This window comes from Microbulbifer maximicatervae (SeqCode), from assembly GCF_052467325.1.
Map to the genome: position 1 here is coordinate 492,728 of NZ_CP174310.1, position 21,940 is coordinate 514,667.

A 21,940-nucleotide genomic window follows, 5' to 3' on the forward strand; every position below is an offset into this window, starting at 1 on the left:
GGTGTTATTCTGGGCTGAAGGAGCCAATGATAACGCCACAAAAGGAAATATCCGTGCCAGTGACATCCATCAAAGGGTAGATTGGATTGATCGGGCGGAGAAAGACTTTTCCCATATCTTCAGCGTAGGTTTTGAAGGTTGCTTCACCATTAAGCTTGGCAATGACGCGACAGCCGTTGGTTATGGCCCTGTCGGGGTCCACGAATATGATCGTTCCCTCTGGGTAGGACTTTTGACCAGGGTGTGGGCTGGTCATGCTGTCTCCGCTTACGCGCAAGGCGTAAGTGCGGTCTGAGTGATTAGTGGGGCAAGGTATCCAATCTTCTGCGTCACCCGGCTCGAATATATCAATCGACTCGCAGAACGCACCCGCTTGAACCCAGCTAATCAACGGTACCCGTCCCTGTATACGTGGGCCTGGGCTTACATTGCTACCAAAGTTGCTAGCTTCTTTTGCTGTTGAGTCATAGTCCAGTGATCCCAGGGGGAGCTCCAGTCCGGCCTCGATCTTCCTGGCAACCCGGCTATTGATAGGGCGCTTTTCATTGAAGATGAAGTGAATGTGGCTTTCCAGTTCGGGAAGCTTTTCCTTTAGCCCTTCCACTCCATATTTTTCAAGCAGCGGATCTAAGTTTTTGCGCCGGATCTCCTCTATCAGAGGGGGGCGCATTTCACCTTTGCCGGTGGCTAGCCAAACCGGATTAACCCCTAGGTGGAGAGCTATTTGCGCGATGTAGCGAGTACCGTAGGACCGCCCATTTTCTAGTTCTGAGTAAGAGGGCTGCGTGATCCCCACCGCCTCTGCGACTTGCTTTTGCGTCTTTCCGGCAGCTTTGCGGGCCTCTTTTAGTCTGTCCTTCAGGTCGGTCACTGGTGAATCCCGTGGGGTTTTATTAGGCGCATTATGTTATAGGTCTACCTATAGTATGAAAAACTGGAATACCAGTTGACTGAAGTATAGGTGTACCGATACTCTTCAGGCATGGACAAGTCAGATCAGGTCGAAAAGGCCATCAAAAAACTGATTGAGCACTTTGGAAGCCAGAAAGCGGCAGCCAAGGCCCTGCGCATCAGTCAGCCCACCATAAGTAACCTATTAAATGGAAATCATGGTGCGTCAGCTGTATTGGCTCTGCGTGCGGAGCAGGTGGCAGGTGGGGTGGTTCGGGCTGTGGATCTTTGCCCGAAACTGGCTGAGCTGTTTGAGGCTGCTGATCGGCAAGCCATGCCAGAAGTTCGGCAGGCAAGTTAAGGCCGTGCGGGTTCGTTTCAGAAACCAGAATAACGATCATTTTCAATTCCCCATTTTATTGTCCTGCCATTTTGCGATGAACAGCGAGCGGGATTAATTCACTGCGGTATATGGGGATTTGTACAGGGAGGCAAGGTGATGAAGCCGGTAAAAACATTTCACAAGGTAATGCAGTTCGAAGCAGCCCCGGATATTTATGGTGAGCCCAAATGTGATCGGATTGAGCCCAAATGGGCGGCGACTTCTGATGGCGAGATGGGTGTGGTGTGTGGTTTGAATTCATTTGACTTAGAGGCCAAGAACTTCCCTCCGGGCACTAAGGTCGTTGTATCAGTGCCGTGCTGCCCTGAATGCGGACAGGAAGTTGAGCTTTGTCGCTCTGATGATTCTTGTGATTTTGATTGGGATTTTTGGGTAATTGATACCTACCAGTAATTACCCTTAAAGGTTTATTGAACAACCACAGGAAGGGCCGGTGAGGGACGCCAACCCGGCCCGCTTTGAAGACGGCGGGAAAGACCGCTGACAGCCGGGAAAGACCGGTATTCAGAATTATTTAGTCTCCGCCGTTCGGAATAGGGCAGCAGTGTGGGGACTTAAAGAACGGCACGACACGACCACGGGAAACCCTATTTGCATCGTGGAGAAACAGCGCTAAGGGCCTGAAAAACCCTGAGCCGGTGGAAGACCGGCACTCACTTCTCAGCGCTTCGGGCGCTTCTGTTTTAGGGGGAATTCTCTATGTACGAACAGTGCACTATGGATGATGTGCGCCGTGCGCTCACGTTTGTTCTCGATTATGCCGCGCGTGATACCTGGGTTGAGATGGGTATGGCGATTAAGGCGGAGTTCGGCGATTCAGCCTTTGATATCTGGGATGAGTGGAGCCAGCAGGCGGATAACTATTGCCCGCGCGCGGCGAAAAGCACTTGGAAAAGTTTCAAGCGGTCAGCAGGTGGTATTGGTATTGGTTCCTTATTTGCGAAGGCGAAAGAGGGCGGCTATCAGTTTGAGCGCCGGGAGTTAACACCGGAAGAGAAGGCGGCCTGGGCAAAGGAAAAGGCGGCGCGTGATGCACAGCGGGCCAAGGATATTCAGCGGGAAGAGGCAGAAACTGCGGCCTGGCATGAGGCGGTAAAGCAGCAGGCGCAGGCGATTTGGTCAGAATTAAAACCTACAGGGCGGAGTAAGTACCTGGGGGTTAAAAAAATTGGTGCCCATGGGGTGCGCTTTTTCCGTTCGGCGTTGTTGTTGATTGAGCGGGATGATCATTTGGAGCGGGTTGAGGATCAGGAAAAAATATCAGAGTTTTTCGCTTTGCCGAAAGAAGGACGCCCGAAGTTTCACTATTTCAAGAGTGGATATTTTGCAGTCCCTATGACTGATATTGATGGTGTGATTTGGAATCTACAAATTATTACACCCTCAGGTAAGAAGTTGTTTTTACGGAATGGGCGTAAGTCGGGTCTGTATGTACTCCTTGGAAAGATGGACCCACGTAAACCCTTAGTATTGGTTGAGGGCTTTTCGACGGGTGCCAGTGCCCATGAGGCCACAGAGTGCCCGGTATTGATTTGTTTTGACTGTGGCAATTTAAAGGTGGTGGCTCTGTTGATCCGCGAGCGCTTCCCTGATCAACACATGGTATTCGCTGCTGATAATGATCTGCACTTGGATGTGAATGATGGTGTGCAGAAGGCTATGGAGGCGGCAAAGGCTGTGGGTGATGCTGCGGTGTGGGTTCCGTCTCTGCGTGATGAGGTGGAGGATAAAGCAGCGTGAGTAAGAAAAAGCCAGAGGGATTTGATTTTAATGATATCCATTGCCGCTATGGATTAGGGGAGGTGCGGCGGCAGTGGGATGAGTTTATGGAGAATGTGGTTTTCTTCCCCCGCTCCCCATCTATTGAGGCGCCCGCTGCGATTGCTGATGATTATTCGGGGCCTGTTGATGCTCCGCCTATTGATGATATTCCCCCCGAGTATTCTGAGCCGAGCGAGCCTGCTGATTCTCCCGTACCCTCTATAACGGCAGAGGCGCGTGAAATTACGCTTGAGGATGCGAAAAAGCGCTTTGCTTTGATTTCTGGTACCACCAAGGTGTGGGATGAGCATTTGCACCGGGAATTTAAATCTACTGCTTTTAAAGCTGAAGTGGGCCCAGATGTGTTTAAGGCGTTTATGGCAGCTACGGATAAGCGCAAGGTGCTTGAGAGCGATGTGCATAAGTTCCTGTTTGCGCGCCAGGCCGCCAGTAAGGGGGCAGGGGGAGTGGGCGATTTGCTGAAGCGGTTCACTTTATTGGAGGGGACGGAAGAGGCGTGGGATAGTTTGCATTGGGAGAGGATGCCATTAAAGGTGATTAAGCATATCTCGCCAGATGCTTATGATATTTGGTATCGGCATCCAGATAGGAAGATGGTGCCGCATAGGAATGTGGTTTTTGATCCAACGCGCCGGACTGACCCTAAAACACACATCAATACTTTCCAGAAGCTACCACTGAATCCAGAAAAGAATTGGGATAAGTGTAAAAACATCCGTGCATTGCTGAATCATCTTTGTAATGAAGATGCAGCGGTTTGGCGCTGGATGGTGAGTTGGCTGGCGTATCCGTTGCAGTATGTGGGTTCCAAAATGGATACGGCGTTGCTTGTGCATTCTGATGTTCATGGTTCTGGTAAGTCTCTATTTTTTGATGGGGTGATGCGCAAGATTTATGGTGAATATAGCGCTACGCTGGGCCAGCATCAGATTGAAAGTGCTTATACGGATTGGAAGTCCTCTTTGCTTTGGGGTGTGTTTGAGGAGATCTTTTCGAGAGATAAGAAGTACTCTCAGACTGGTAACATCAAGCAGATGATTACCGGTGCGACCACTCGTATTGAGAAAAAGTTTGTCTCTGGTTGGGAGGAGGCGAACTATATGAATAGTGTGTTTCTTTCTAATGAGGTATTGCCATTCCCGGTTGAACCTATGGATCGGCGTTTCTTAGTTGTGTGGCCTTTGAAAACTTTGCCTATGGACTTACAGAAAGGTGTGGGCCAGGAGCTGGAGAATGGTGGAGCTGAGGCTTTCTATCAGTTTTTATTAGATTGGAAGCTGGGTGAGTTTAATACTCGCACCAAGCCGCCTATGACCAGTGCCAAGGAGCGATTAATTAGCTTTGGTTTGCCTAGCTGGGAGGTATTTTTCAGAGCTTGGAAAGAAGGAGAGACGGAGGCGCCATACTTTACGTGTTTAACCGGGGATCTGTATTCAGTCTATAAGCGATGGTGTCGTGCAGGTGGATTTCATCAAATGGATATGAACCGCTTTTCTGAGGCGATGGCTGCACGGGTGCAGAAGAGGAACCGGTTGGAGTATGATAATCCGGGTGGGTACGGCAGACCTCCTAAAAAGGGTGTGCAAGGAACCTTCTTTCTATTGCACTCTGCGCCGTATAACAAAACTCAAAAAGAGTGGTTGTCTGATTGTGTTAAGGCTTTTCGAAAAGAGATCGGTACATCTCAGGAGGAAGCCGCATGATTCCCGTATACCCCCGCTGGGCTCCCGTACATGATGTTTATACAGTATACGGCTCTGCAGCCCCCGTTATTTCTAGCTTCCTAGCACTTCCCGTATACCTGTACCCCTCTTACGTGCGCGCACGCACGCGCGCAATTACTGCGGCAGTATTTATTCAGAATTCAGTATTTATTTTTTCTCTGCGCGTGAGGGGTTTTTGTATTACGGGTATACGGGAAGTGCAAAAACCCTAGTAACCATGCGGTCTGCAGAGCCGTATACCTAATTTTTTTACTGTACGGGATATATACGGACATATACGGGTAGTTAATTTCAGGTTTTTCCAGAGGAGGGGTGTGATGATTGATCGAGTTGAGAAACGTTTGCTTGATTGGGCGCTTCAGGTAATTGGAAGTATGGCGCGGCAATATAAGTCGCCGATGGCTGCGATTATGGAGAACGGTGTGAGTTCTTCATCTTCTGGCCAGTGGACCAATGAGATACGGGTGAGCCCGATAACTTACCGGGCGAGAAGAATTACCGCCAATATGCGCGCAGGCAGTGGCCAGGGGCAGCGAGGTAAGGGGCCGGTAGTTTTAATTGATGAGGAGCCTATGGAAGTTGAAGAGGCTTTGCGTAAATTGCCGGAAGTGCTGCGTCAGGTTGTGAGAGTGCAGTATTTACGGGAGGGCCTTTCTGCTAAAGGTCGGGCAAAGGCTGCGGGTGTTTCCGTTCGTACCTATTATCGCCATCTTGATGCGGCCCATGTTTTATTAGATGTGGAGCTATTTGGTTCGCAAGGTCCAAGAGTGGCGTAAATATTTCTAAGTTAGGGCTTTACATCCGTGACAATAAATTATTAAATCTAGGCATCCTGCCATAGGTGGGTAAGAAAGAACCAAATCCGATTCCCCCATTTTCGGATCGCGCAAAAAACCCGGCTCCCCCAGCTGGGTTTTTTGCGTTTGGGTCTTTCATTTTTCATCCTTGTACGATCTTTGGCGGCGCTCTTTTGGGCGCCGTTTTTTTTGAATTCTATTTGCTCTGCAACGCAGGGCACTGAGCGCAAACACATGGACTGCAACCTACAACGATTCGCCTATGGGCCTGATGCCACATTGGGGCGGCTGAGAGTGCGCGACTGTATGTTTTATACGGTAGAGCGTCCGTGGTTGGGTAACCGCCCGTTTGAGAGTTGTATCCCCGAGGGTGTTTATTCTTGTGAGGCGTATAGCTCATGGCGATACCCCAATGTGTGGGAACTGCTGGAGGTTCCTGGGCGTTCAAAAATATTAATCCACACGGCTAATTATTCCTCTGATGTTCAAGGCTGCATTGGTGTTGGTTCTGCTGTGGCTCCGGGTGGCTGGTGGGTGATGCAGTCACGCAAGGCAATGGATCAACTACGGGATATGTTGCCGCCTAACTTTAATCTGACAATTACGCACTATGTGCCGGAGTATCCGTGATGGGTATTTGGTCTGGAATAACAGGGTTGTTCAGCAGTAACGCTAAACCCGTGGACGATATCCTCGACAAGGATAACGGGCTACTGGTGCGAGCGGGTGGTTGGATTGATGGCCTGTCTTACACCGAACAGGAAAGCGCGGAAGATGCGAAAGAATTAATTCGCCATGCCTCTGAGGCCCGCAAGCAAATTATCAGTACGGTGGTGGCTCATGTTGAGAGCACGGCGAGTGAGAATACGCAACGCAGCTTAACCCGGCGCTTTGCGGCCTTGGCCATTATCCGCATCGAGATGTTTTTAGTATTGGCCTCTGTGATGGTGTGGCCGTGGGATGCTGGGTACGCGAAGTTTATTTGGTCTGTCGCTGGGTCGATGCTGATGTTCGGTGCTTTCTCGGCAGTGGTCATTTTCTTCTTTGGTTCTTATGGGATCAGCCAGCACATCATGAAGCCATTGGCTGCGGTGAAAGGCGCAGCGAAGAGGGTGGTTCAATGAGTCCAACTGATGCAGCAAATACAGCAATGGAGCGGCTGATGATATGGATTGCGGGAGTGGGTAGCGTGACAGCTCAGGTTGCATCGGCGTTTGAGCAGTATGTAATTACCTACGGTGCATTCACCACCGGCCTGCTTTCCATCGCGGTGTTTGCTTATTACCGGCATCAGGATATTAAGTTGAAGCGTGAGCAGATGAAGCGGGGTGAGGATAACCCTGCTGAGGAGCTGAGCGATGGACGTTAGTGTAAAGCTGGATACCTCAAAGTTTGATAAGGCATCGGCTGAATTAAAAAAGCAGCTGCCCTATGCCAGTTCGGTTGCGCTGAACAATGTGGCGTTTCGTATACGGGGGGAGGAGCGTGCAGCCATTGGGCGCATCTTTGCCAATCCGGCGAACCTAACCCTGAACTCTGTACTGGTAAAGAAAGCCACTAAGCGCTCGGGTGTGGCGAAAGTCTTTATTCGTGATCAGGCAACCAAGGGAACGCCGCCCAGTAAATACTTAGCGCCAGCCATACTTGGTGTTGACCGCAATGTGAAGAGGTTCGAGCAGGCATTGCGCCACGCGGGCTTACTACCTGAGGGGATGTATGCAGTGCACGGTGAAGGGGCCAAGTTGAATAAGCATGGCAATATCTCGGGCGGCACTTATAGCAAGATCCTCTCTCAAGTTAGAGCCAGCCGTGACCCAACCCAGAACGCAACCAATAGCAACCGTAGTAAGGCTAAACGGGGCATCACTAAGGGCTACTTCGTTGGAAAGATTGAAGGCACCTTAGGTGTGTGGCAAAGGGTAGGGTACAAGCGGCGCAGATCCGTTAGGCCCATTCTTATCTTCGTAAAAAAGAAACCAAACTATCGCAAGCGTTTCCCCTTCTTCCGAATTGCCGAGGGCATAGCGCGGCGACACTTCCCGATTGAGCTTGATAAGGCAATGGATCGTGCCATTGCGACAGCCAAACGGCGTTGACCTAAACGTCAACGGGTCCTCCTGAGAAATCCGTGATACGGGTAATTCGGACCGTGTTTTTTTAACAGATATCTGAAATTTCCTAGGGGGTTATACCTTGGCTGACAACCTATCACTCGATGATCAGGCTACTCAGTCTGGTTTTGCTCGCTTGGTTGGTACCTCACAACCGGCTATTGCCAAGCACTACAAGGCAGAGGTTTTTACTGAAGGTGCCAGTTATAGGGTTTGGCTTCAAGAATACTGTGAGCGACTACGGACAGAAGCCGCTGGCCGGCAGGCTAATGAAGCCCGGAACCGCCGTGACATGGCCCAAGCCATTGAGTCTGAGGTGAATGCTCAGATGAAAATGCGCGAGCTGTATAAGGACGATCAATTAATTCTTGACCTTGAGTCGACTCGCAAGGCGATGGTGGAGTGGTCCACCATTGGAAAAAATGAATTTCAAGGAGCGGTAGAAAGCATCGTTATTGCTATCGAAAGTCAGTATGCCATTACCGTCGACAGAGAACCCCTACAGCCAAACATTGAAGCTGCCCTCAGAACTATTGGCGGTTACGAGATTGAATTTACAGAGGCTGGTGAAGGAGGTACGCCAGACCTGGATACCGCAGCCTAAAATTCCGCTGATTGAGTGGTTGCCAGAAAATATCAAACTGCCGTCTGAGGATAGCGATAACGCGGGCTATTACCGCAACGATTATGTGCCCTATTTCTGGGGCGTGATGCACGCGCTGGATAATCCGGTGTCGTGGATGGTGGTGATGCAGAAAGCCGCGCAGATCGGCTGGACGGTTCTGCTGGCTACCGATATCTGCAAGGTTGCCGCTACTGAGCCCGCCCGCATCCTGATGCTGTTCCCCAAGGATGAAAAAGGCCGGCTGTTTATGGATGAAAAGCTGGTGCCGATTATTGAAGGCTCACCAGCAGTGAGTAAGGTGATTGATGTCACTACAAGCCGCAAAGGCGGCAGCCGCTCAACGCGAAAGAAATTTCCCGGTGGTGAAGTGCGCACCATTGGCTCCAACTCCATTTCCAATGTGAAATCCACATCAGCCCGCCGGGGCTATGTAGAGGAGCCTGACGATACCAATAAAGATGTCGGCGATCAGGGCGATTCCATTCGCCACCTGCGCGAACGCCTCAAGCGGATGCGCAATAAGAAATTAATTATCGGTGGTACACCTGCGGTTGCGGATCTCTCCCAGGTGGAGCACTACACCAAACTCGGCACCATGCGTGTACTGCCGGTTACTTGCCATGACTGCGGTGAGTCTCATGTGTTGGATTGGGAAAACGTTAGTTGGCTAGAGAAAGAGGGCGGCACGCCGCACCCGGTATTTGGTTTGAATCAGCCAGAAACCGCAGTTTACGGTTGCCCCAAGTGTGGCAGTGAATGGGATGACTACCGCCGCCAAGCCAATATATTGCAGACCTGTAAAACAGCGCGTGAAAACGGTGATGAATTTGCCGGCTGGGTTAAAACCCAATGCGGCGAAGACTATGAGCAGGATGAGATAGAACCGATAGAGACGTTTATGGAGCTATCGGAGCTTTATGTGTGTATCCCTGGCACAGGATTGGCGGAGGTCGTTAGGGATTTCTTAGAGGCTGAGCACGAAGCCAAAAGCGGCGATGAATCTGCACGCATCGTATTCCAAAACAACAAGTTAGGCAGACCTTATAAATATGCTGCCAATCGGTTACTGGACCACGAGAAACTGGAAGAAGCTGCTGAAGACTACCCAGAACTGTTTTGTCCTGCTGGCGGTTTGCTGGTGACTGCCGGTGTCGATGTCCAGCACGATCGACTCGCCATCACCATCCGTGCATTTGGTCGCAATGAAGAAAGCTGGCAAATGTACTGGGGCGAAATAGATGGCGACACAGTAGATAAGCGTGATAGCTGCTGGGATGCTCTGGACAAGTTATTGTTTCAAGGCTTTAAGCATGAGCGTTTTGGTGAGATTTACGCATCTGCGGTTAGCATCGACTCCTCTGACGGTACTACCAGTAGCGCGGTGTATGAGTGGGTAAGGACTAGAAAAAGAAAATATCGTCGCGTCCTCGTTATGGCGATTAAGGGCGACAGTAGAGACTTTGGTAGTAAAGAAATATTTTCTCATCCAAGGAAAGCTGAAGTTAGAAATCCTACGCGCGCTACTAAAGCAGACCTCCATGAAGTGAAGGTATACATGGTGGGTACTCACAAGGCCAAAGATCTGATTGCTAGGCGACTATTAGGCACCAGTGCCTATATGCACAGTTGTAAGCATGTGCGACAGGATTACTGGGAGCAGGTGACTGCTGAAGTAAAAGCACCGAGCAAAAAGTATAGAGGCAGAGAAACCTGGCAAAAGCGTCCGGGTAGGCCTAACGAAGGAATAGATACAGAGGTCTATGCCCTGCACGCAGCCTATGCGAAGAATCTGTACAAGAACAACGAGAAAAAATGGTCCACGATCGAATCTCGACTGGGCCAACGTTCTTTGTTTAGTGAATCAGAATCGCCTCAAGCACCTAAACAATCCAAGCCAACTACTAAGAAACCAAGGCAGCCCGCGCAGCCAGCCGGCTCTCTACTGGATAGTTAAATGTCTAAAACCGCACAAGAGATGGTCGACCTCTATATCGAGGCCGAGATAGACGTGCTCGCTGGAAAAACCACGGTCATTAACGGCCGCCAATTTACCGCCGAGAACCTGCAGGAAATCCGCGCGGGTCGTCAGGAGTGGGAGCGCCGCGCAACTGCTGAAACCTTAAAGGCCGCCGGCAAACGCTCTGGGCCCGCCTACGCGAATTTTAATTAATGAATAAATTAGATTCTGTCATCGGGTTTTTTGCACCCGAGGCTGCCCTGCGCCGTGTACAAGCTCGGCGTGCCCTGGAGATCGCCGCCGCCTATGAAGCCGCGCGCCCCAGTCGCCTGCGCAAAAACCCCGGTGATAACCGCAGCGGTGATCTGGTGCTGGAAGGCAGTGTGGAAACCCTGCGCGGCCAAGCCCGGCACCTGGAGCAAAACCACGATTTTGCCTTTGGCATTCTCACCACCCTGGTAAATAACATTGTCGGCCCGCGCGGTATCGATGTGGAATTCCAACCCAAGACCTGGGATGGCGATATCCACGACGGTCTCGCCAGCCAAATGAATGACGCCCACAAGGAATGGGCGCGGCGCCCGGAATGCACCCGGCAATTTAGCTGGGGCAAAGCGCAGCGGCTTTTATGTAATACCTGGCTGCGCGATGGTGAAACTTTAATGCGGCACTTGCAGGGCACAGTGCCCGGCTTAAAACACCGCACTTCCGTGCCTTACACCATCGAATGCCTGGAGCCGGATTTCCTGCCGGTGGATTACAACGATCCCAGCAAGCGCATTGTGCAAGGCATTCAAAAATCTGCCTGGGGTGAACCCTCTGGCTTTTGGTTGTACGACGAACACCCCGGTGCCTCATTTAACTGGCGTATGAAGCGCAGGCTCCACAGCGCTGAAAATATCGAGCACCTGAAATTTGTACGCAGGCTGCACCAGACCCGAGGGGTTTCCATCTTTGCAGCGGTAATGAATCGCCTTACTGATATTAAAGACTATGAAGAAAACGAGCGTGTTGCCGCCAAGATTGCCTCAGCCATGGTCGGCTTTATCCAAAAGGGCAGCCCTGATACTTATGAGCATGATTCTTCTTGGGATGATGAAGGAAACCGCACTCTCAATATCCGCGCCGGTGCCATCTATGACGATCTCCGCCCAGGGGAAACCGTCGGTACCATTCAAAGTAATCGCCCCAGTGGTCTGCTAACCCCATTTTTAGAAACCATGCAGCGCATGACTGCCACCGGCACCATGGCCAGCTTTAGCAGCATCAGCAAAAACTACAACGGGACTTATAGCTCGCAACGCCAGGAACTGGTGGAGCAGTGGGCAAACTATGAAACCCTCAGCCTGGAATTTTGTGAGGAAATTGTAGAGCCGGCCACCCGCCGCTGGGTGCAGATGGGTTTACTGGCGGATGCCTTCAAAGTGCCGAGTGATGTCGATCCATCCACATTAATGCACGTCGATTTTATTACCCCGGTGATGCCCTGGATTAATCCGGTCCATGAAGCCAGCGCCGATGAAACCCTGCTGGAAAATGTACTGGCCAGCCCACAGCAGACCATCCGCCGTCGCGGCAAAAAGCCGGACGATGTGATTAAGCAAACTGCTGCCTGGCAGCGAAAGCTCAAACAAAACGACATTACCACCCCAACCAAACGCACTGCGGTCCCCGCAGAAGATACTGATTCCGAGTAGGAGAGACTTATGCCTGATCAATCCTGGTACGACATAAAGGCCCAGGCCAATGGCGTAGCTGAAGTTTTTATTTATGACGAGATCGGAGCTTGGGGAATCCCTGCTAGTGCATTTGCCAGGGATTTACGTGGGCTGGGCAACATTAGCAAGATCAATCTACGTTTCAATTCGCCCGGTGGAAGTGTGTATGACGGTACTGCCATGTTTACCTTGCTGAAGGAGCATCCAGCTGAAATTGAATGCTGGATTGATGGGCTCTGCGCAAGTATGGCAACCATTCTTTTTCTCATCGCAAAGCCTGAAAAAAGGCATATTGCCGCAAACGGCTACTTCATGATTCATAACCCGGCCCGTAGCGTATCGGGAGATTATCGAGCTATGGAGAAGGCCCGTGATTTACTGGCCAGAGTGCGCGATGTGATGGTCCGTGAATATTCTGATGCAACCGGGTTAGATATAGAACAGCTCATACCATTAATGGATGACGAGACTTGGTATATCGGTGAGGAAGCGGTAGCAGCGGGTTTTGCGGCTGATACCACCGAAGCTATTGAGATGAAGGCTTGTACCAGTAAATCCCTGGTGTCGTCTTTCAAAAATGCGCCTGAACCTATTCGCACCGAAAGCGCTGCGGAAATAACCCACAGCATATTGGCAAATGGTTCGGGGGACTCCTCTGAACTTACCGCTGCAATCACAAAATATATTTCAGCTCCCAATAATCCATCTACTCCGTCTGCGGTTGCAGGCAATCCAACCCAAACCCAAACCAAGGAAGCGCAAGCTATGACCACAACTACCTCCACCACGCCAGCTGCAACCGCTGCGCCCGAGGTTACCCAAGAAATGAAAGCGCAAATTGCTGCCGATGCCAAAGCGCAATTTGCTGCCGATGAAAAAAAGCGCAAAGACGATATCACGGCCGTATTTAAAGGCTTCGAAGCGCACAGTGTTGTGATGCAGGAATGTCTCAATGATATGGACTGCACCGCCGAAAAAGCCAAAGACAAACTGCTCACAGCCCTCGGCAGCCAAACCCCAACCCCCGTGCAAAGCTACAGCGTGGTGGTACAGGAAGGTGAAGGCATTAAGCGCATGAAAGCCGATGCGGAAAATGCGATTGCTGTACGTGCCCTTGGTGAAAAGCGCACAGAGGGCAATGAGCTCAGCGGCTACACCATGATGGAGATTGCCCGCATCCTCATGCAGGCCCACGGCCAAAGCTTGTCCGGGCTGGACAGAATGGGTGTGGTTGCCGCAGCCTTTACCCATAGCTCGGGTGACTTCGCAACGGTACTCGGCAATATCGCCAATAAATCCATGCTGAAGGGCTATGAAGAAGCGCAGGAAATTTTCCCGCGCTTTACCAGTGTCGGCAATCTCAGTGACTTTAAACTCACCACCCGCACAGATCTGGGCAGCTTCCCCTCACTGCGCCAAGTCGCACCCGGGGCAGAATTTAAATATGTGAGTATCGGCGAACGGGCCGAGACTGCCGCACTGGCTACTTACGGGGAACTCTTCTCTATTAACCGCCAGGCGATTATTAATGACGACCTGGGCGCATTCACCCGAATCCCGCAAAAGATGGGCCTCGCCGCCGTGCGCACCGTGGGGGATCTGGTGTTCAGTATCCTGCTCAATAATCCCGAGATGGCCGATGGTAAAGCCCTGTTCCATGACGATCATGGAAACCTAGCCTCTAAGTCAGGCATCAATACTGCCAGCATCGACGCCGCACGGGTATTAATGGGCAAGCAAAAGGATGGCAGCGCAGTGCTCAATATCCGGCCCAAGTTCCTGCTCTGTGATATTGCCGACGAGGGCAGCGCAAAGGTTGCTCTGGAATCCGAATTCGAAGTGGGCGAATCCACCAAAAACAACACCACACCGAACAGCGTGCGCAATATTGCTGAAGTGCTCTCTGATGCGCGCCTTAGCGGACATAACGGCTGGTACCTCAATGCCGACCCGGTAGCGCATGACACCATCGAAGTGCTCTATCTGGATGGTCAGCAGGCCCCGGTGTTAGAAGAGCAAAATGGTTGGAGTGTTGATGGGGTGGAATTCAAAGTGCGACTGGATGCCGCCGCTAAAGCCTGGGATGCAAAAGGCATGGTGAAAACACCCAAAACCTAATCCCAACTGAAATTAAACCGGAAAGGGCCGCAGTACGCGGCCTTTTTTATTTCTACCGCTTTACCCACTGAGAGAAAGATTATGGCTACGAATTTTGTACAAGATGGGCGCATGCTCGATTTCACCAACAACACCAGCGCAGCGATTACCTCTGGCCAGGTGGTAATCGCAGGTGCCGTCCTGGGTGTCGCGATGGACGATATCGCCGTGGGCGCCTCCGGCGTGATTGCCATTGATGGCGTATTCACCGTGTCCAAGGTATCCGCCGCAGAGATCAATCAGGGCGAAACCCTCACCTGGGTAACCGCCTCCAGCTCATTCGATAGTAATGCAGCAACCGCAGCCACTGGCGATATCACCGGCTCCACCGCCTTCGCCGCAGAGGCCGCCGGGAATGGCGTTACCAGTTTTGCCGTCAAGTTTACCGGCGTACCGGGCACCGTTAAGGCATAAGTGACTCATGGACCTGGACCAGAGAGCCGCAGAGCGCGCGTTTCGCAAATGGGGCAAAGCCGCTACCTATACCGATGGTAGCGGTGCTGAGCCTATTGATTGCAAGGTGATCTTTGAGCAGGAGATTGATGACTTCGACGATGAGGAGCGCGTGCGGGTGCCGCGTATTGAGTTGAGTCTGCTGGTGAGTGAAGTGGGTGCTTATAACTCAGAGGCGGTGATTACGCTGGGTGGTGTGGAGTACACGGTGCGCAAGCGGCTGGCGGATGATGGGGTTGTTTGGCGGGTGTTGGTGGATGGGTAACCCAAACAGGTGGGGCAATACAGAATCCATGATCGCCATAATGGCTCTTGTTTGAATTGCTTAAATTCAAAAGAAAGTAAATAAAATCAGCGAAGTGAGAAAGTGGTTAAAATGGGAGGTCCCGGTTTTGATGGCCAATTTTCTAGGTGAACTGATAATTTCGAGTGATCGCTATCTATTGATTTAGTAGAAAATGATGGCTTGTTGTCGTAAATTTGTATCAGAAATCGTGGTCATGATTACCACTATTTAAATGTTATGCAACAAGGAGATAGCTATAAATGTCGGATCAGATTATAAAACTACCTAGACAGGTCGACAAAAAGGTATGGGGTGTGTTCAAAGGCTTAGCCTCCACTTATTCTGTATCAAAGATAAACGTATCCGGCATTGGGTTTTTGGAATTAAGAAATATTAATCCAAAATCCCCTCCGGAGGATATGGAAGTACTCCTGTCAAAAAACTCCTCTCTTATTGACAAAATTGTACTTACTTTGAAAGGCTTATATATTTCATATCACAGAGGAGGGAAGGAAAGGCCAGAGAATAAGTCAGGAGTGTTTGACGAAATTTGGATTAGTAAAAATAACCAAGGGGAAATTTCAAATGAAGACAAAATTGAAATTTTTGCTACTATTAGCAAAGAGCTAAATTCTTTTGATTCATCAAAAAGCATAAAGACCGATCCTGAAGCTCAAGCGCAGCTTGAAGCGATGCATATATCAACACTTGAACGCCTTGAAAATCTCAACGAAGAGCTTATTAGAAAGAGCGCAGAGTTTAGAGAAAAGTTGGAGGCACAGTATGATGCTAAGTCTGAGAGTCTTGCCAATAAGCTTAAGGAAGATAAAGACAGGCTCGAAGGAAAATATCGGGCAAAGAACGAAATCCTTGAGACTAAAACAGCAGAGGTCGATGCGAGGATAAAAGGTATAGATGACAGAGATAATACCCATGTTCGTCGAGGAATTCGCCAAGAGATTCAAGAAATCATTAAGAGTCGGTCTACTGAATTTAAATTAACTCCCGGAACCAACAGGCTAAGAATACCTATTCATATACTTTGCAATGTGCTTATCTTTCTGTTTGCGTTGGGTGGTATTTGGTATGCAGCTGAGTTATTTGAATATTTGGGGGGCGGTAGCGCAACAACTACGAACGTTATAATACTTGCAATAAAGCAGTTGAGCTTAACTGCTGGCGGGATCGCAACTGCAGTTTTTTATCTTAAATGGCTAAATCGTTGGTTTGAACAGCATTCCCAAGCAGAATTTCATCTTAAGCAATTTCAACTAGATATTGATAGGGCAAGTTGGGTTGTTGAAACCTCTCTTGAATGGAAGGCGTCGTTAGGTACTGGCATACCTACAGTGCTGATGGAAAGTATTACAAAAAACTTATTCGAGAAAGAAAATGATGCTAGCGTGCCAGATATTGATGCTGGGGATCAGTTAGCGTCAGCGCTTTTAGGTTCTGCCTCAAAAGTTCGTGTGCAGGCAGGAAGTGGAAACGCAGAGTTAGAGTTCGAAGGTAAGAAACTTAAAAAGGAAATGGCATCACAATCATAGTGTCTAGAAAAGCAAGCTTGAGAGGATAAAAAACCTCTTGAGTCATAGAAGACCTGCAAAAAATCACCTTCGCTAACCAAACCCGCACCAGCGGTTTTTTTTATGTCCGAAATTCCTGGAGCAATCCCAATGACCCAACGCATCACCATCCGCGATGCTGTATTAAGCAAACTAAAAACCCTATCCGGCTATAACTTCCCCTCAGCCGGAACCACCGAAGGCATCGAACGAGAAAAGCTGCCGGCAATCCTCGTCGGCTTTGCCACGGAACAAACACAGCAAGAGTTCTCTGGCACCACCCGCCAGCTGGATCTTGTGGTTGCGGTAGTGGTGCATAGCCGGGGGGATATCTATGAATTACTGGATCAAGCTACCGAGGATGTTGAGAGTGTCCTGCAGGATCGAACTCTGGGCGGTGCCTGTGAAATCTTCTCGCTATCACAAACCGATTTCGCCCTGGATCAAGACCACCCCTTGGGCGAAGTGCGCCTGACCTACAGCGCCCAATATTCCACTGAGTGACGCATTCCCGCGTCGATTATTAATTTCCACTAAAGCGACTGGAGAACCCCTATGTCCCAATTGGCTCAGGGCACCAATATCTATTTTATCGACCCGGCAGGAGATGCTGATACTGTGCAGAAGATCACCGGGGTTACCTCATTTAATCCCGGCGGCAGTCCCGCCGACCAGCTAGATGACACTTCCCTGGAAGACCTGGATAAGAAGTTCAAGCGCGGCCTGCGTACACCGGGGCAGGCATCGGTAGGGCTCAAAATAAACCCGCAGAACGCGGTGCATAAGCGCCTGCATGAACTGTCCCAGGATGATACGGTGGATAGCATCAAGTGGGCGGTGGGTTGGAGTGATGGCACTGAAGCACCCACCGTAACCACCGGCGAGTGGTCACTGCCCACCACGCGCACTTGGTTCACCTTTGAAGGCTATGTCGCTGACTTCCCCTTTGATTTCCAGCTGAACACCTTGGTCAGTGGTGAAATGTCGATCCAGCGCAGCGGCGGTTCTGCCTGGACGCCCAAAAATATAACGTAAGGGGTAACCCATGGAATTATCGATTGAATCCCTGCAGCAGCAGGGCAGCTTTTCCGGGGCGCCGGTTAAGCGTTCCATTACCTGGAAGCAGGGCGATGAGGAGTTCACGGCGACGGTTTATATTCGCCGCCTCTCATACTACAGCGCCGTCAATGATGTGGCGGCGTTGCGCGGTGAGGGCGATGTGATTGCCGGGCGCATTGCCGCTTGTGTTGTCGATGCCGAGGGCAAGCCGGTATTTACCGCGAAGGATATTACCGGCGAGGCAGATCCAGATCGCGGCCCGCTCAATGCGGATTTAACCCAGGCGCTGCTGATGGAAATCGGTGCGGTCAATAACCTGGGAAAGGCGAAAAGCTCAGCGAGCTAGAGGAACTCTGGCACGAGCTGGTGCTAAACGGCATTGGCGGTTGCACCATCGAAGAGGCCCAGCGGCGGCTGAGCCATCAAGAAGTACAAAGCTGGGCGAAATATCGTGAGCTGCGCGGCTCCCTTCACCCGGGAATGCGCACTGAAAGATCCACGGCATTACTTGCCACCCTCTACGCCAATACCCATCGCGGCAAAGGCGCCCCCGCAAAAATCACAGACTTTATGCCCCATGAGAAGGAGCCGGAAATCTCGCTGGAACAAGCGATGAAGACCTGGCACTAAGGGGCGGTGGATCGCTATGTCTAATAAAAACCTGGGCACACTAAGCGTTGACTTAATTGCTAAAACCGGGGGCTTTGAAAAGGGCCTTGGCAAAGCTGAAAAGAGCACTGAAAAGTGGCAGAAAACAGTAAAGAGTAGTGTCTCTGCGGTAAATAAGGCATTTGCTGCGGGCACCGTTGCCGCTGCCGGCGCACTAGCGGTAATGACCTCGCGGGTGATAGAGCAGTCTGCAGAGATTGAAAACCTGTCTGCGGTGGCCAACACCAGCGCCGAAGAATTCCAGCGTATGTCCTACGCTGCGCAGCGCTACGGCGTTGAGCAGGACAAGGTTGCAGATATCCTCAAGGATACCTCGGATAAGGTCGGTGACTTCCTGCAGACCGGCGCCGGGCCGATGGCGGACTTCTTTGAAAATATCGCCCCGCAAGTGGGAGTCACTGCCGAAGAGTTTCGCAATTTATCGGGCCGTGATGCGCTGGGGCTTTATGTCAGTAGCCTGGAAAAAGCCAATTTATCCCAGAGCGAAATGACCTTCTATATGGAGGCCATTGCCAGTGATGCCACCTTGTTGCTGCCGCTGCTGCGCAACAACGGCAAGGAACTTGGTCGGCTGGGGGATGAGGCCGAAGACGTGGGCGCGGTGCTGTCGGACCTGGATCTGCAGCAGCTGGGAGAAGTTCGCAAGAATCTGGATAAACTCAAAGGCGCATTCGACGGATTTGAAAAAGAAGTCGTTACCGGTTCGCTGCCGGCGATTAAAGATCTGACCGAACTGCTGCAAGACCCAGCCACCATACAAGCGGCAACTGCCCTCACTAGCGGATTAATCCAAGGGTTTACTGTGGTAGCCAAGGTGGTCACCGATGCGGTGCACACCGTCCAAGATCTGGCCGAGGAATTTGCGGCTATTACCGTGGGTATTCATGCCGACGATATTGTGCGATTGGAGCGGGATGCGCAGCGCATTCGCGATGTACTCGACAGCAATGACCTCGGCCAGCGCTTGCGCTTTTTTGGTCCTAAAGGTGTGGTGGAATATTGGAACGATGAGGAATTAAAAGCGGAATTAGCACGCCTGGAATCCGCGATTGATGCCTATTCGAAAACTAATGCTAAAACTCAATCAGAGATCGTCATTGAGGGGCCGCTGCTCGGTGATGACTTTCAGCAAGCGATTGCCGAGGTGGAAGCTGACTTAAAGGAACTGGCAGCCATCGGCGACCCCTGGGAAACCTTCTCGGGTGTGCTGGGGGATATCGAAGGCGAACTAGAAAAAGAGGCGGAGCAGCGCGAGCGAATGCTGCGCGCGCAGCAGGCTTTTAATTCACTGGTTTCAGACCTGCAAACTGATGAAGAGCGCAATCTGGATTTACTGCGCGAGCGCCTGGATATTCTCGAAGCAGTAAAAGATATCACCGACGAACAGCGCCAGCAGACCCTAGGCCGTATCACCGACGCCGCCACAGAAGACTCCCCCGCACTCGGTGGCCTCGATAATGGCTCCGATATCGAATCCGCGCGCACCGAGTTGGAAGACTGGTATTCCACTCAGCTCGATATGCTGGAGCAATTCCGCAGCGAGCGCGCCGACCTCAATGCCACCTGGGATGAGGAGGAGCTGGCCATTCGCCAGCAGTATGAAGAAAAGCTCACCGAAATTACCCAAGCCAATGAAGACCTGCGCCGACAGCAGCAGCTGGAAGGCTACAACCTGTTGATGTCGGTGGCCTCGGAATATTACTCCGGTATGGAGGGCGAAGAGGCGGCCTATATGCGCGCGGCGCTGGCCATCGGCAGTACCCTGCTGGATGAGAAAAAACGCAACGCACTAACCAGCATTATTGCCAATACCAATGATGCGGCCATGGGTGCATACAACGCGATGGCCTCTATTCCCTATGTGGGCCCGGTACTGGGTGCAGCAGCGGCCGGTGCCGTGTATGTCACCGGTGGCCTGGCTGCGGCAAAGCTTACCGGCATGGCTCATGACGGCCTTGATGCGGTACCTGAAACCGGCACCTGGCTGCTGGAAAAAGGCGAGCGGGTCACCACCTCAGAAACCAGTGCAAAACTGGATCGCACCCTGGCCATGATTCAAGCGGATATGCATGGCGGTGGTCGTGGTGGAAGCTCTGGTGGAGCTGCACCCTTCACCCAGAATATTAGCGTTTCCGGCAAGTTGGATAATCGCACTACAAAACAATTAGCTCGCGAGAGTACCCGCCAGCAACGTATTAACCGCAGGAGGCTCGGCTCTTAATGTTTAATGAAAGTCGATTGCTGGAGCGTGTGGCCTATGGCTCCGAATATGGCCACCGCTACAAAACGGATATTCGCGAATTGCGCAACGGGGTAGAGCGCCGCAATGCGGAGTGGGAGCGCCCGCTGGGCCAGTACTCGGTGATCTTCAAAAACCTGGATTATGAAGATCACCAAATTGTCGTTGCCGCGCACCACGCCTGTGCCGGTGCCCTGGTGGGATTTCGCTTCAAGGACGCCAGTGATTTTTTTGCAGACGGTGAGGTGATCGGTTACGGCAGCGGCAGTACCGAAACTTACCAGCTGATAAAAAGCTATGTGTTTGGCTCGTTGTCTTATCAGCGCGAAATTTATAAACCCGTGAGTGGCACGGTAAAAATTTTTGTCGATGGCCAAGAGGTGGCCGCTGCGATTGATTACACCACGGGCCAAGTGGAGCTCAATGCGGCCAATGGTGCAGAGATTACCTGGCAAGGTGAGTTCGATGTACCGGTGCGCTTTGAGGATGATGTTAGCTTCGGCATTGAAAACCGCCATAGGGGCCAACCGGTGTGTAGTGGGAGTGTCGAGCTGCTGGAGATTCGCTTGTGAGATACATCCCCGGCGCACTGCAAGCCCACTACGACAGCGGCGTCACCACCACTTGCCGCCTATTAAAAATCACCCTCACCGATGGCCGCGTATTTGGTGCAACCACGTTAGACCGCAATGTCGAATACAACGGGATTATCTATTACGCCCAGAACGGCTTTGACCCCAGCGTAATTGCCAGTGACACGTCTTTTGATGTGGACAATGCCGAGGGCTATTCCCTGTATTCCACCGACGTGCCGGGCATCACTGTCGAGATGGCCGAGCGCGGTGAGCTGGATAATGCGGAGTGGGTCATGTATGAGGTTAATTACCGCGATCTATCCATGGGCGCTATCGAGCTGGACGGCGGTGATATTGGCGAAGTAAAGACGGTTCGCAATACGGTATTTATCCCTGAACTGCTGAGCTACATGATGCGGTTGCGCCAGTCTGTCGGCCATGTGGATTCCGTCACCTGCCGGGCCATTTTCGGCACGGATGCGAATTCGCAAACCGGTTGCGGTGTGAATGCGGATGCGCTGTGGCAATCGGCCACGGTCACCGCCGTTAATAGTGACGAGCCCAAAGTCACCTATCTGGTGGATGATATTGCCACGCTTTCCACGGCTGCCAATCGCTGGCGGGTGCGCTGGAAAACCGGCGATAACGTCTCCGCGCGCCTGTATCAGATTGAGGCCGTGGATACCGCCAGCGGCCAGATCACTCAGATCGAACCCCTGCCGTTTGCCGTGCAACCCGGTGATGAGTTGGAAATTCGCGAAGACTGCGACGGACAATTTTCTACCTGTAAATACCACGGCAACTGGCTGGATTTTAAAGGCGAGAATCTAATCCCTATCGGCCAAGCCTCCGATACGCCCGGTGCCGGTATCTCCGGCAGTGCCGGCGGTGGCAGCGACTGGCCCGGCGTGAGCAGCCATCAGGAATAA

General features: G+C 51.4%; 26 protein-coding genes. 25 read left to right on the plus strand and 1 reads right to left on the minus strand.

Going from position 1 to position 21,940, the window contains the following annotated elements; translation table 11 throughout:
• Window positions 1–4: 4 nt before the first annotated feature.
• Entirely contained in the window at window positions 5–871 is an 867-nt protein-coding gene (locus ACJJIE_RS02495; RefSeq protein ID WP_444893424.1) for a type II toxin-antitoxin system RelB family anti-toxin, read from the minus strand.
• Between the two features lie 111 nt (window positions 872–982).
• On the opposite strand from ACJJIE_RS02495, the gene ACJJIE_RS02500 reads away from it, so the two are divergent.
• The 25 genes from ACJJIE_RS02500 to ACJJIE_RS02620 all read left to right on the plus strand — a co-directional run bounded on the left by ACJJIE_RS02500 (window position 983) and on the right by ACJJIE_RS02620 (window position 21,940).
• Window positions 983–1,252 carry a YdaS family helix-turn-helix protein gene (locus ACJJIE_RS02500; RefSeq protein ID WP_444893425.1) on the plus strand — a complete coding sequence of 90 codons (270 nt, stop codon included), beginning with the start codon at window positions 983–985 and terminating at the stop codon, window positions 1,250–1,252.
• Between the two features lie 138 nt (window positions 1,253–1,390).
• A complete protein-coding gene (locus ACJJIE_RS02505; protein WP_444893426.1) occupies window positions 1,391–1,687 on the plus strand; it encodes a hypothetical protein in 297 nt (98 codons plus the stop codon).
• Between the two features lie 306 nt (window positions 1,688–1,993).
• Entirely contained in the window at window positions 1,994–3,034 is a 1,041-nt protein-coding gene (locus ACJJIE_RS02510) for a PriCT-2 domain-containing protein (RefSeq protein ID WP_444893427.1), read from the plus strand.
• Window positions 3,031–4,779, plus strand: a complete 1,749-nt coding sequence (locus ACJJIE_RS02515) for a DUF5906 domain-containing protein (RefSeq protein WP_444893428.1) — start codon at window positions 3,031–3,033, stop codon at window positions 4,777–4,779. Before ACJJIE_RS02510 ends, ACJJIE_RS02515 begins: the two co-directional genes overlap by 4 nt.
• Complete coding sequence (locus tag ACJJIE_RS02520) at window positions 4,776–5,012, plus strand: hypothetical protein (RefSeq protein WP_444893429.1); 237 nt, start codon at window positions 4,776–4,778, stop codon at window positions 5,010–5,012. Before ACJJIE_RS02515 ends, ACJJIE_RS02520 begins: the two co-directional genes overlap by 4 nt.
• 105 nt (window positions 5,013–5,117) lie before the next feature.
• Window positions 5,118–5,576: an ECF-type sigma factor family protein gene (locus ACJJIE_RS02525; protein WP_444893430.1), complete on the plus strand. Its 459-nt coding sequence runs from the start codon at window positions 5,118–5,120 to the stop codon at window positions 5,574–5,576.
• 255 nt (window positions 5,577–5,831) lie between these two features.
• Window positions 5,832–6,227 carry a DUF5675 family protein gene (locus tag ACJJIE_RS02530; RefSeq protein WP_444893431.1) on the plus strand — a complete coding sequence of 132 codons (396 nt, stop codon included), beginning with the start codon at window positions 5,832–5,834 and terminating at the stop codon, window positions 6,225–6,227.
• Window positions 6,227–6,721, plus strand: a complete 495-nt coding sequence (locus ACJJIE_RS02535) for a hypothetical protein (RefSeq protein WP_444893432.1) — start codon at window positions 6,227–6,229, stop codon at window positions 6,719–6,721. The genes ACJJIE_RS02530 and ACJJIE_RS02535 overlap by 1 nt, the downstream gene beginning before the upstream one ends.
• Window positions 6,718–6,966, plus strand: coding sequence for a hypothetical protein (locus ACJJIE_RS02540; RefSeq protein ID WP_444893433.1), 249 nt, complete (start codon window positions 6,718–6,720; stop codon window positions 6,964–6,966). The genes ACJJIE_RS02535 and ACJJIE_RS02540 overlap by 4 nt, the downstream gene beginning before the upstream one ends.
• Window positions 6,956–7,693, plus strand: coding sequence for a hypothetical protein (locus tag ACJJIE_RS02545; RefSeq protein WP_444893434.1), 738 nt, complete (start codon window positions 6,956–6,958; stop codon window positions 7,691–7,693). Before ACJJIE_RS02540 ends, ACJJIE_RS02545 begins: the two co-directional genes overlap by 11 nt.
• Before the next feature lie 97 nt (window positions 7,694–7,790).
• A complete protein-coding gene (locus ACJJIE_RS02550; RefSeq protein WP_444893435.1) occupies window positions 7,791–8,312 on the plus strand; it encodes a hypothetical protein in 522 nt (173 codons plus the stop codon).
• A complete protein-coding gene (locus tag ACJJIE_RS02555; protein WP_444893436.1) occupies window positions 8,275–10,287 on the plus strand; it encodes a terminase gpA endonuclease subunit in 2,013 nt (670 codons plus the stop codon). The genes ACJJIE_RS02550 and ACJJIE_RS02555 overlap by 38 nt, the downstream gene beginning before the upstream one ends.
• The gene (locus ACJJIE_RS02560; protein ID WP_444893437.1) at window positions 10,288–10,503 is read left to right on the plus strand and encodes a DUF6148 family protein; all 216 of its coding nucleotides are present in this window, start codon (window positions 10,288–10,290) and stop codon (window positions 10,501–10,503) included.
• The gene (locus tag ACJJIE_RS02565) at window positions 10,503–11,987 is read left to right on the plus strand and encodes a phage portal protein (protein ID WP_444893438.1); all 1,485 of its coding nucleotides are present in this window, start codon (window positions 10,503–10,505) and stop codon (window positions 11,985–11,987) included. Before ACJJIE_RS02560 ends, ACJJIE_RS02565 begins: the two co-directional genes overlap by 1 nt.
• Before the next feature lie 9 nt (window positions 11,988–11,996).
• The gene (locus ACJJIE_RS02570; RefSeq protein ID WP_444893439.1) at window positions 11,997–14,126 is read left to right on the plus strand and encodes a ClpP-like prohead protease/major capsid protein fusion protein; all 2,130 of its coding nucleotides are present in this window, start codon (window positions 11,997–11,999) and stop codon (window positions 14,124–14,126) included.
• 81 nt (window positions 14,127–14,207) lie between these two features.
• Window positions 14,208–14,579: a capsid cement protein gene (locus ACJJIE_RS02575; RefSeq protein WP_444893440.1), complete on the plus strand. Its 372-nt coding sequence runs from the start codon at window positions 14,208–14,210 to the stop codon at window positions 14,577–14,579.
• Between the two features lie 7 nt (window positions 14,580–14,586).
• Complete coding sequence (locus ACJJIE_RS02580; protein WP_444893441.1) at window positions 14,587–14,883, plus strand: head-tail joining protein; 297 nt, start codon at window positions 14,587–14,589, stop codon at window positions 14,881–14,883.
• 281 nt (window positions 14,884–15,164) lie between these two features.
• The gene (locus ACJJIE_RS02585; RefSeq protein ID WP_444893442.1) at window positions 15,165–16,451 is read left to right on the plus strand and encodes a hypothetical protein; all 1,287 of its coding nucleotides are present in this window, start codon (window positions 15,165–15,167) and stop codon (window positions 16,449–16,451) included.
• A gap of 129 nt (window positions 16,452–16,580) precedes the next feature.
• Window positions 16,581–16,973: a phage tail terminator protein gene (gene gpU / locus ACJJIE_RS02590; RefSeq protein WP_444893443.1), complete on the plus strand. Its 393-nt coding sequence runs from the start codon at window positions 16,581–16,583 to the stop codon at window positions 16,971–16,973.
• A gap of 51 nt (window positions 16,974–17,024) precedes the next feature.
• Window positions 17,025–17,504 carry a phage tail tube protein gene (locus ACJJIE_RS02595; protein ID WP_444893444.1) on the plus strand — a complete coding sequence of 160 codons (480 nt, stop codon included), beginning with the start codon at window positions 17,025–17,027 and terminating at the stop codon, window positions 17,502–17,504.
• A gap of 10 nt (window positions 17,505–17,514) precedes the next feature.
• Window positions 17,515–17,874 (plus strand): phage tail assembly chaperone family protein, TAC, encoded by a 360-nt coding sequence (locus ACJJIE_RS02600; RefSeq protein WP_444893445.1) that lies wholly within the window; start codon window positions 17,515–17,517, stop codon window positions 17,872–17,874.
• Between the two features lie 20 nt (window positions 17,875–17,894).
• On the plus strand, window positions 17,895–18,158 hold the full coding sequence (locus tag ACJJIE_RS02605) for a phage tail assembly protein T (protein WP_444893446.1): 264 nt from the start codon (window positions 17,895–17,897) through the stop codon (window positions 18,156–18,158).
• Window positions 18,159–18,174: 16 nt separating this feature from the next.
• Window positions 18,175–20,418, plus strand: coding sequence for a hypothetical protein (locus tag ACJJIE_RS02610; protein ID WP_444893447.1), 2,244 nt, complete (start codon window positions 18,175–18,177; stop codon window positions 20,416–20,418).
• Complete coding sequence (locus ACJJIE_RS02615) at window positions 20,418–21,008, plus strand: DUF2460 domain-containing protein (RefSeq protein WP_444893448.1); 591 nt, start codon at window positions 20,418–20,420, stop codon at window positions 21,006–21,008. Before ACJJIE_RS02610 ends, ACJJIE_RS02615 begins: the two co-directional genes overlap by 1 nt.
• On the plus strand, window positions 21,005–21,940 hold the full coding sequence (locus ACJJIE_RS02620; protein ID WP_444893449.1) for a phage/gene transfer agent baseplate hub protein: 936 nt from the start codon (window positions 21,005–21,007) through the stop codon (window positions 21,938–21,940). The genes ACJJIE_RS02615 and ACJJIE_RS02620 overlap by 4 nt, the downstream gene beginning before the upstream one ends.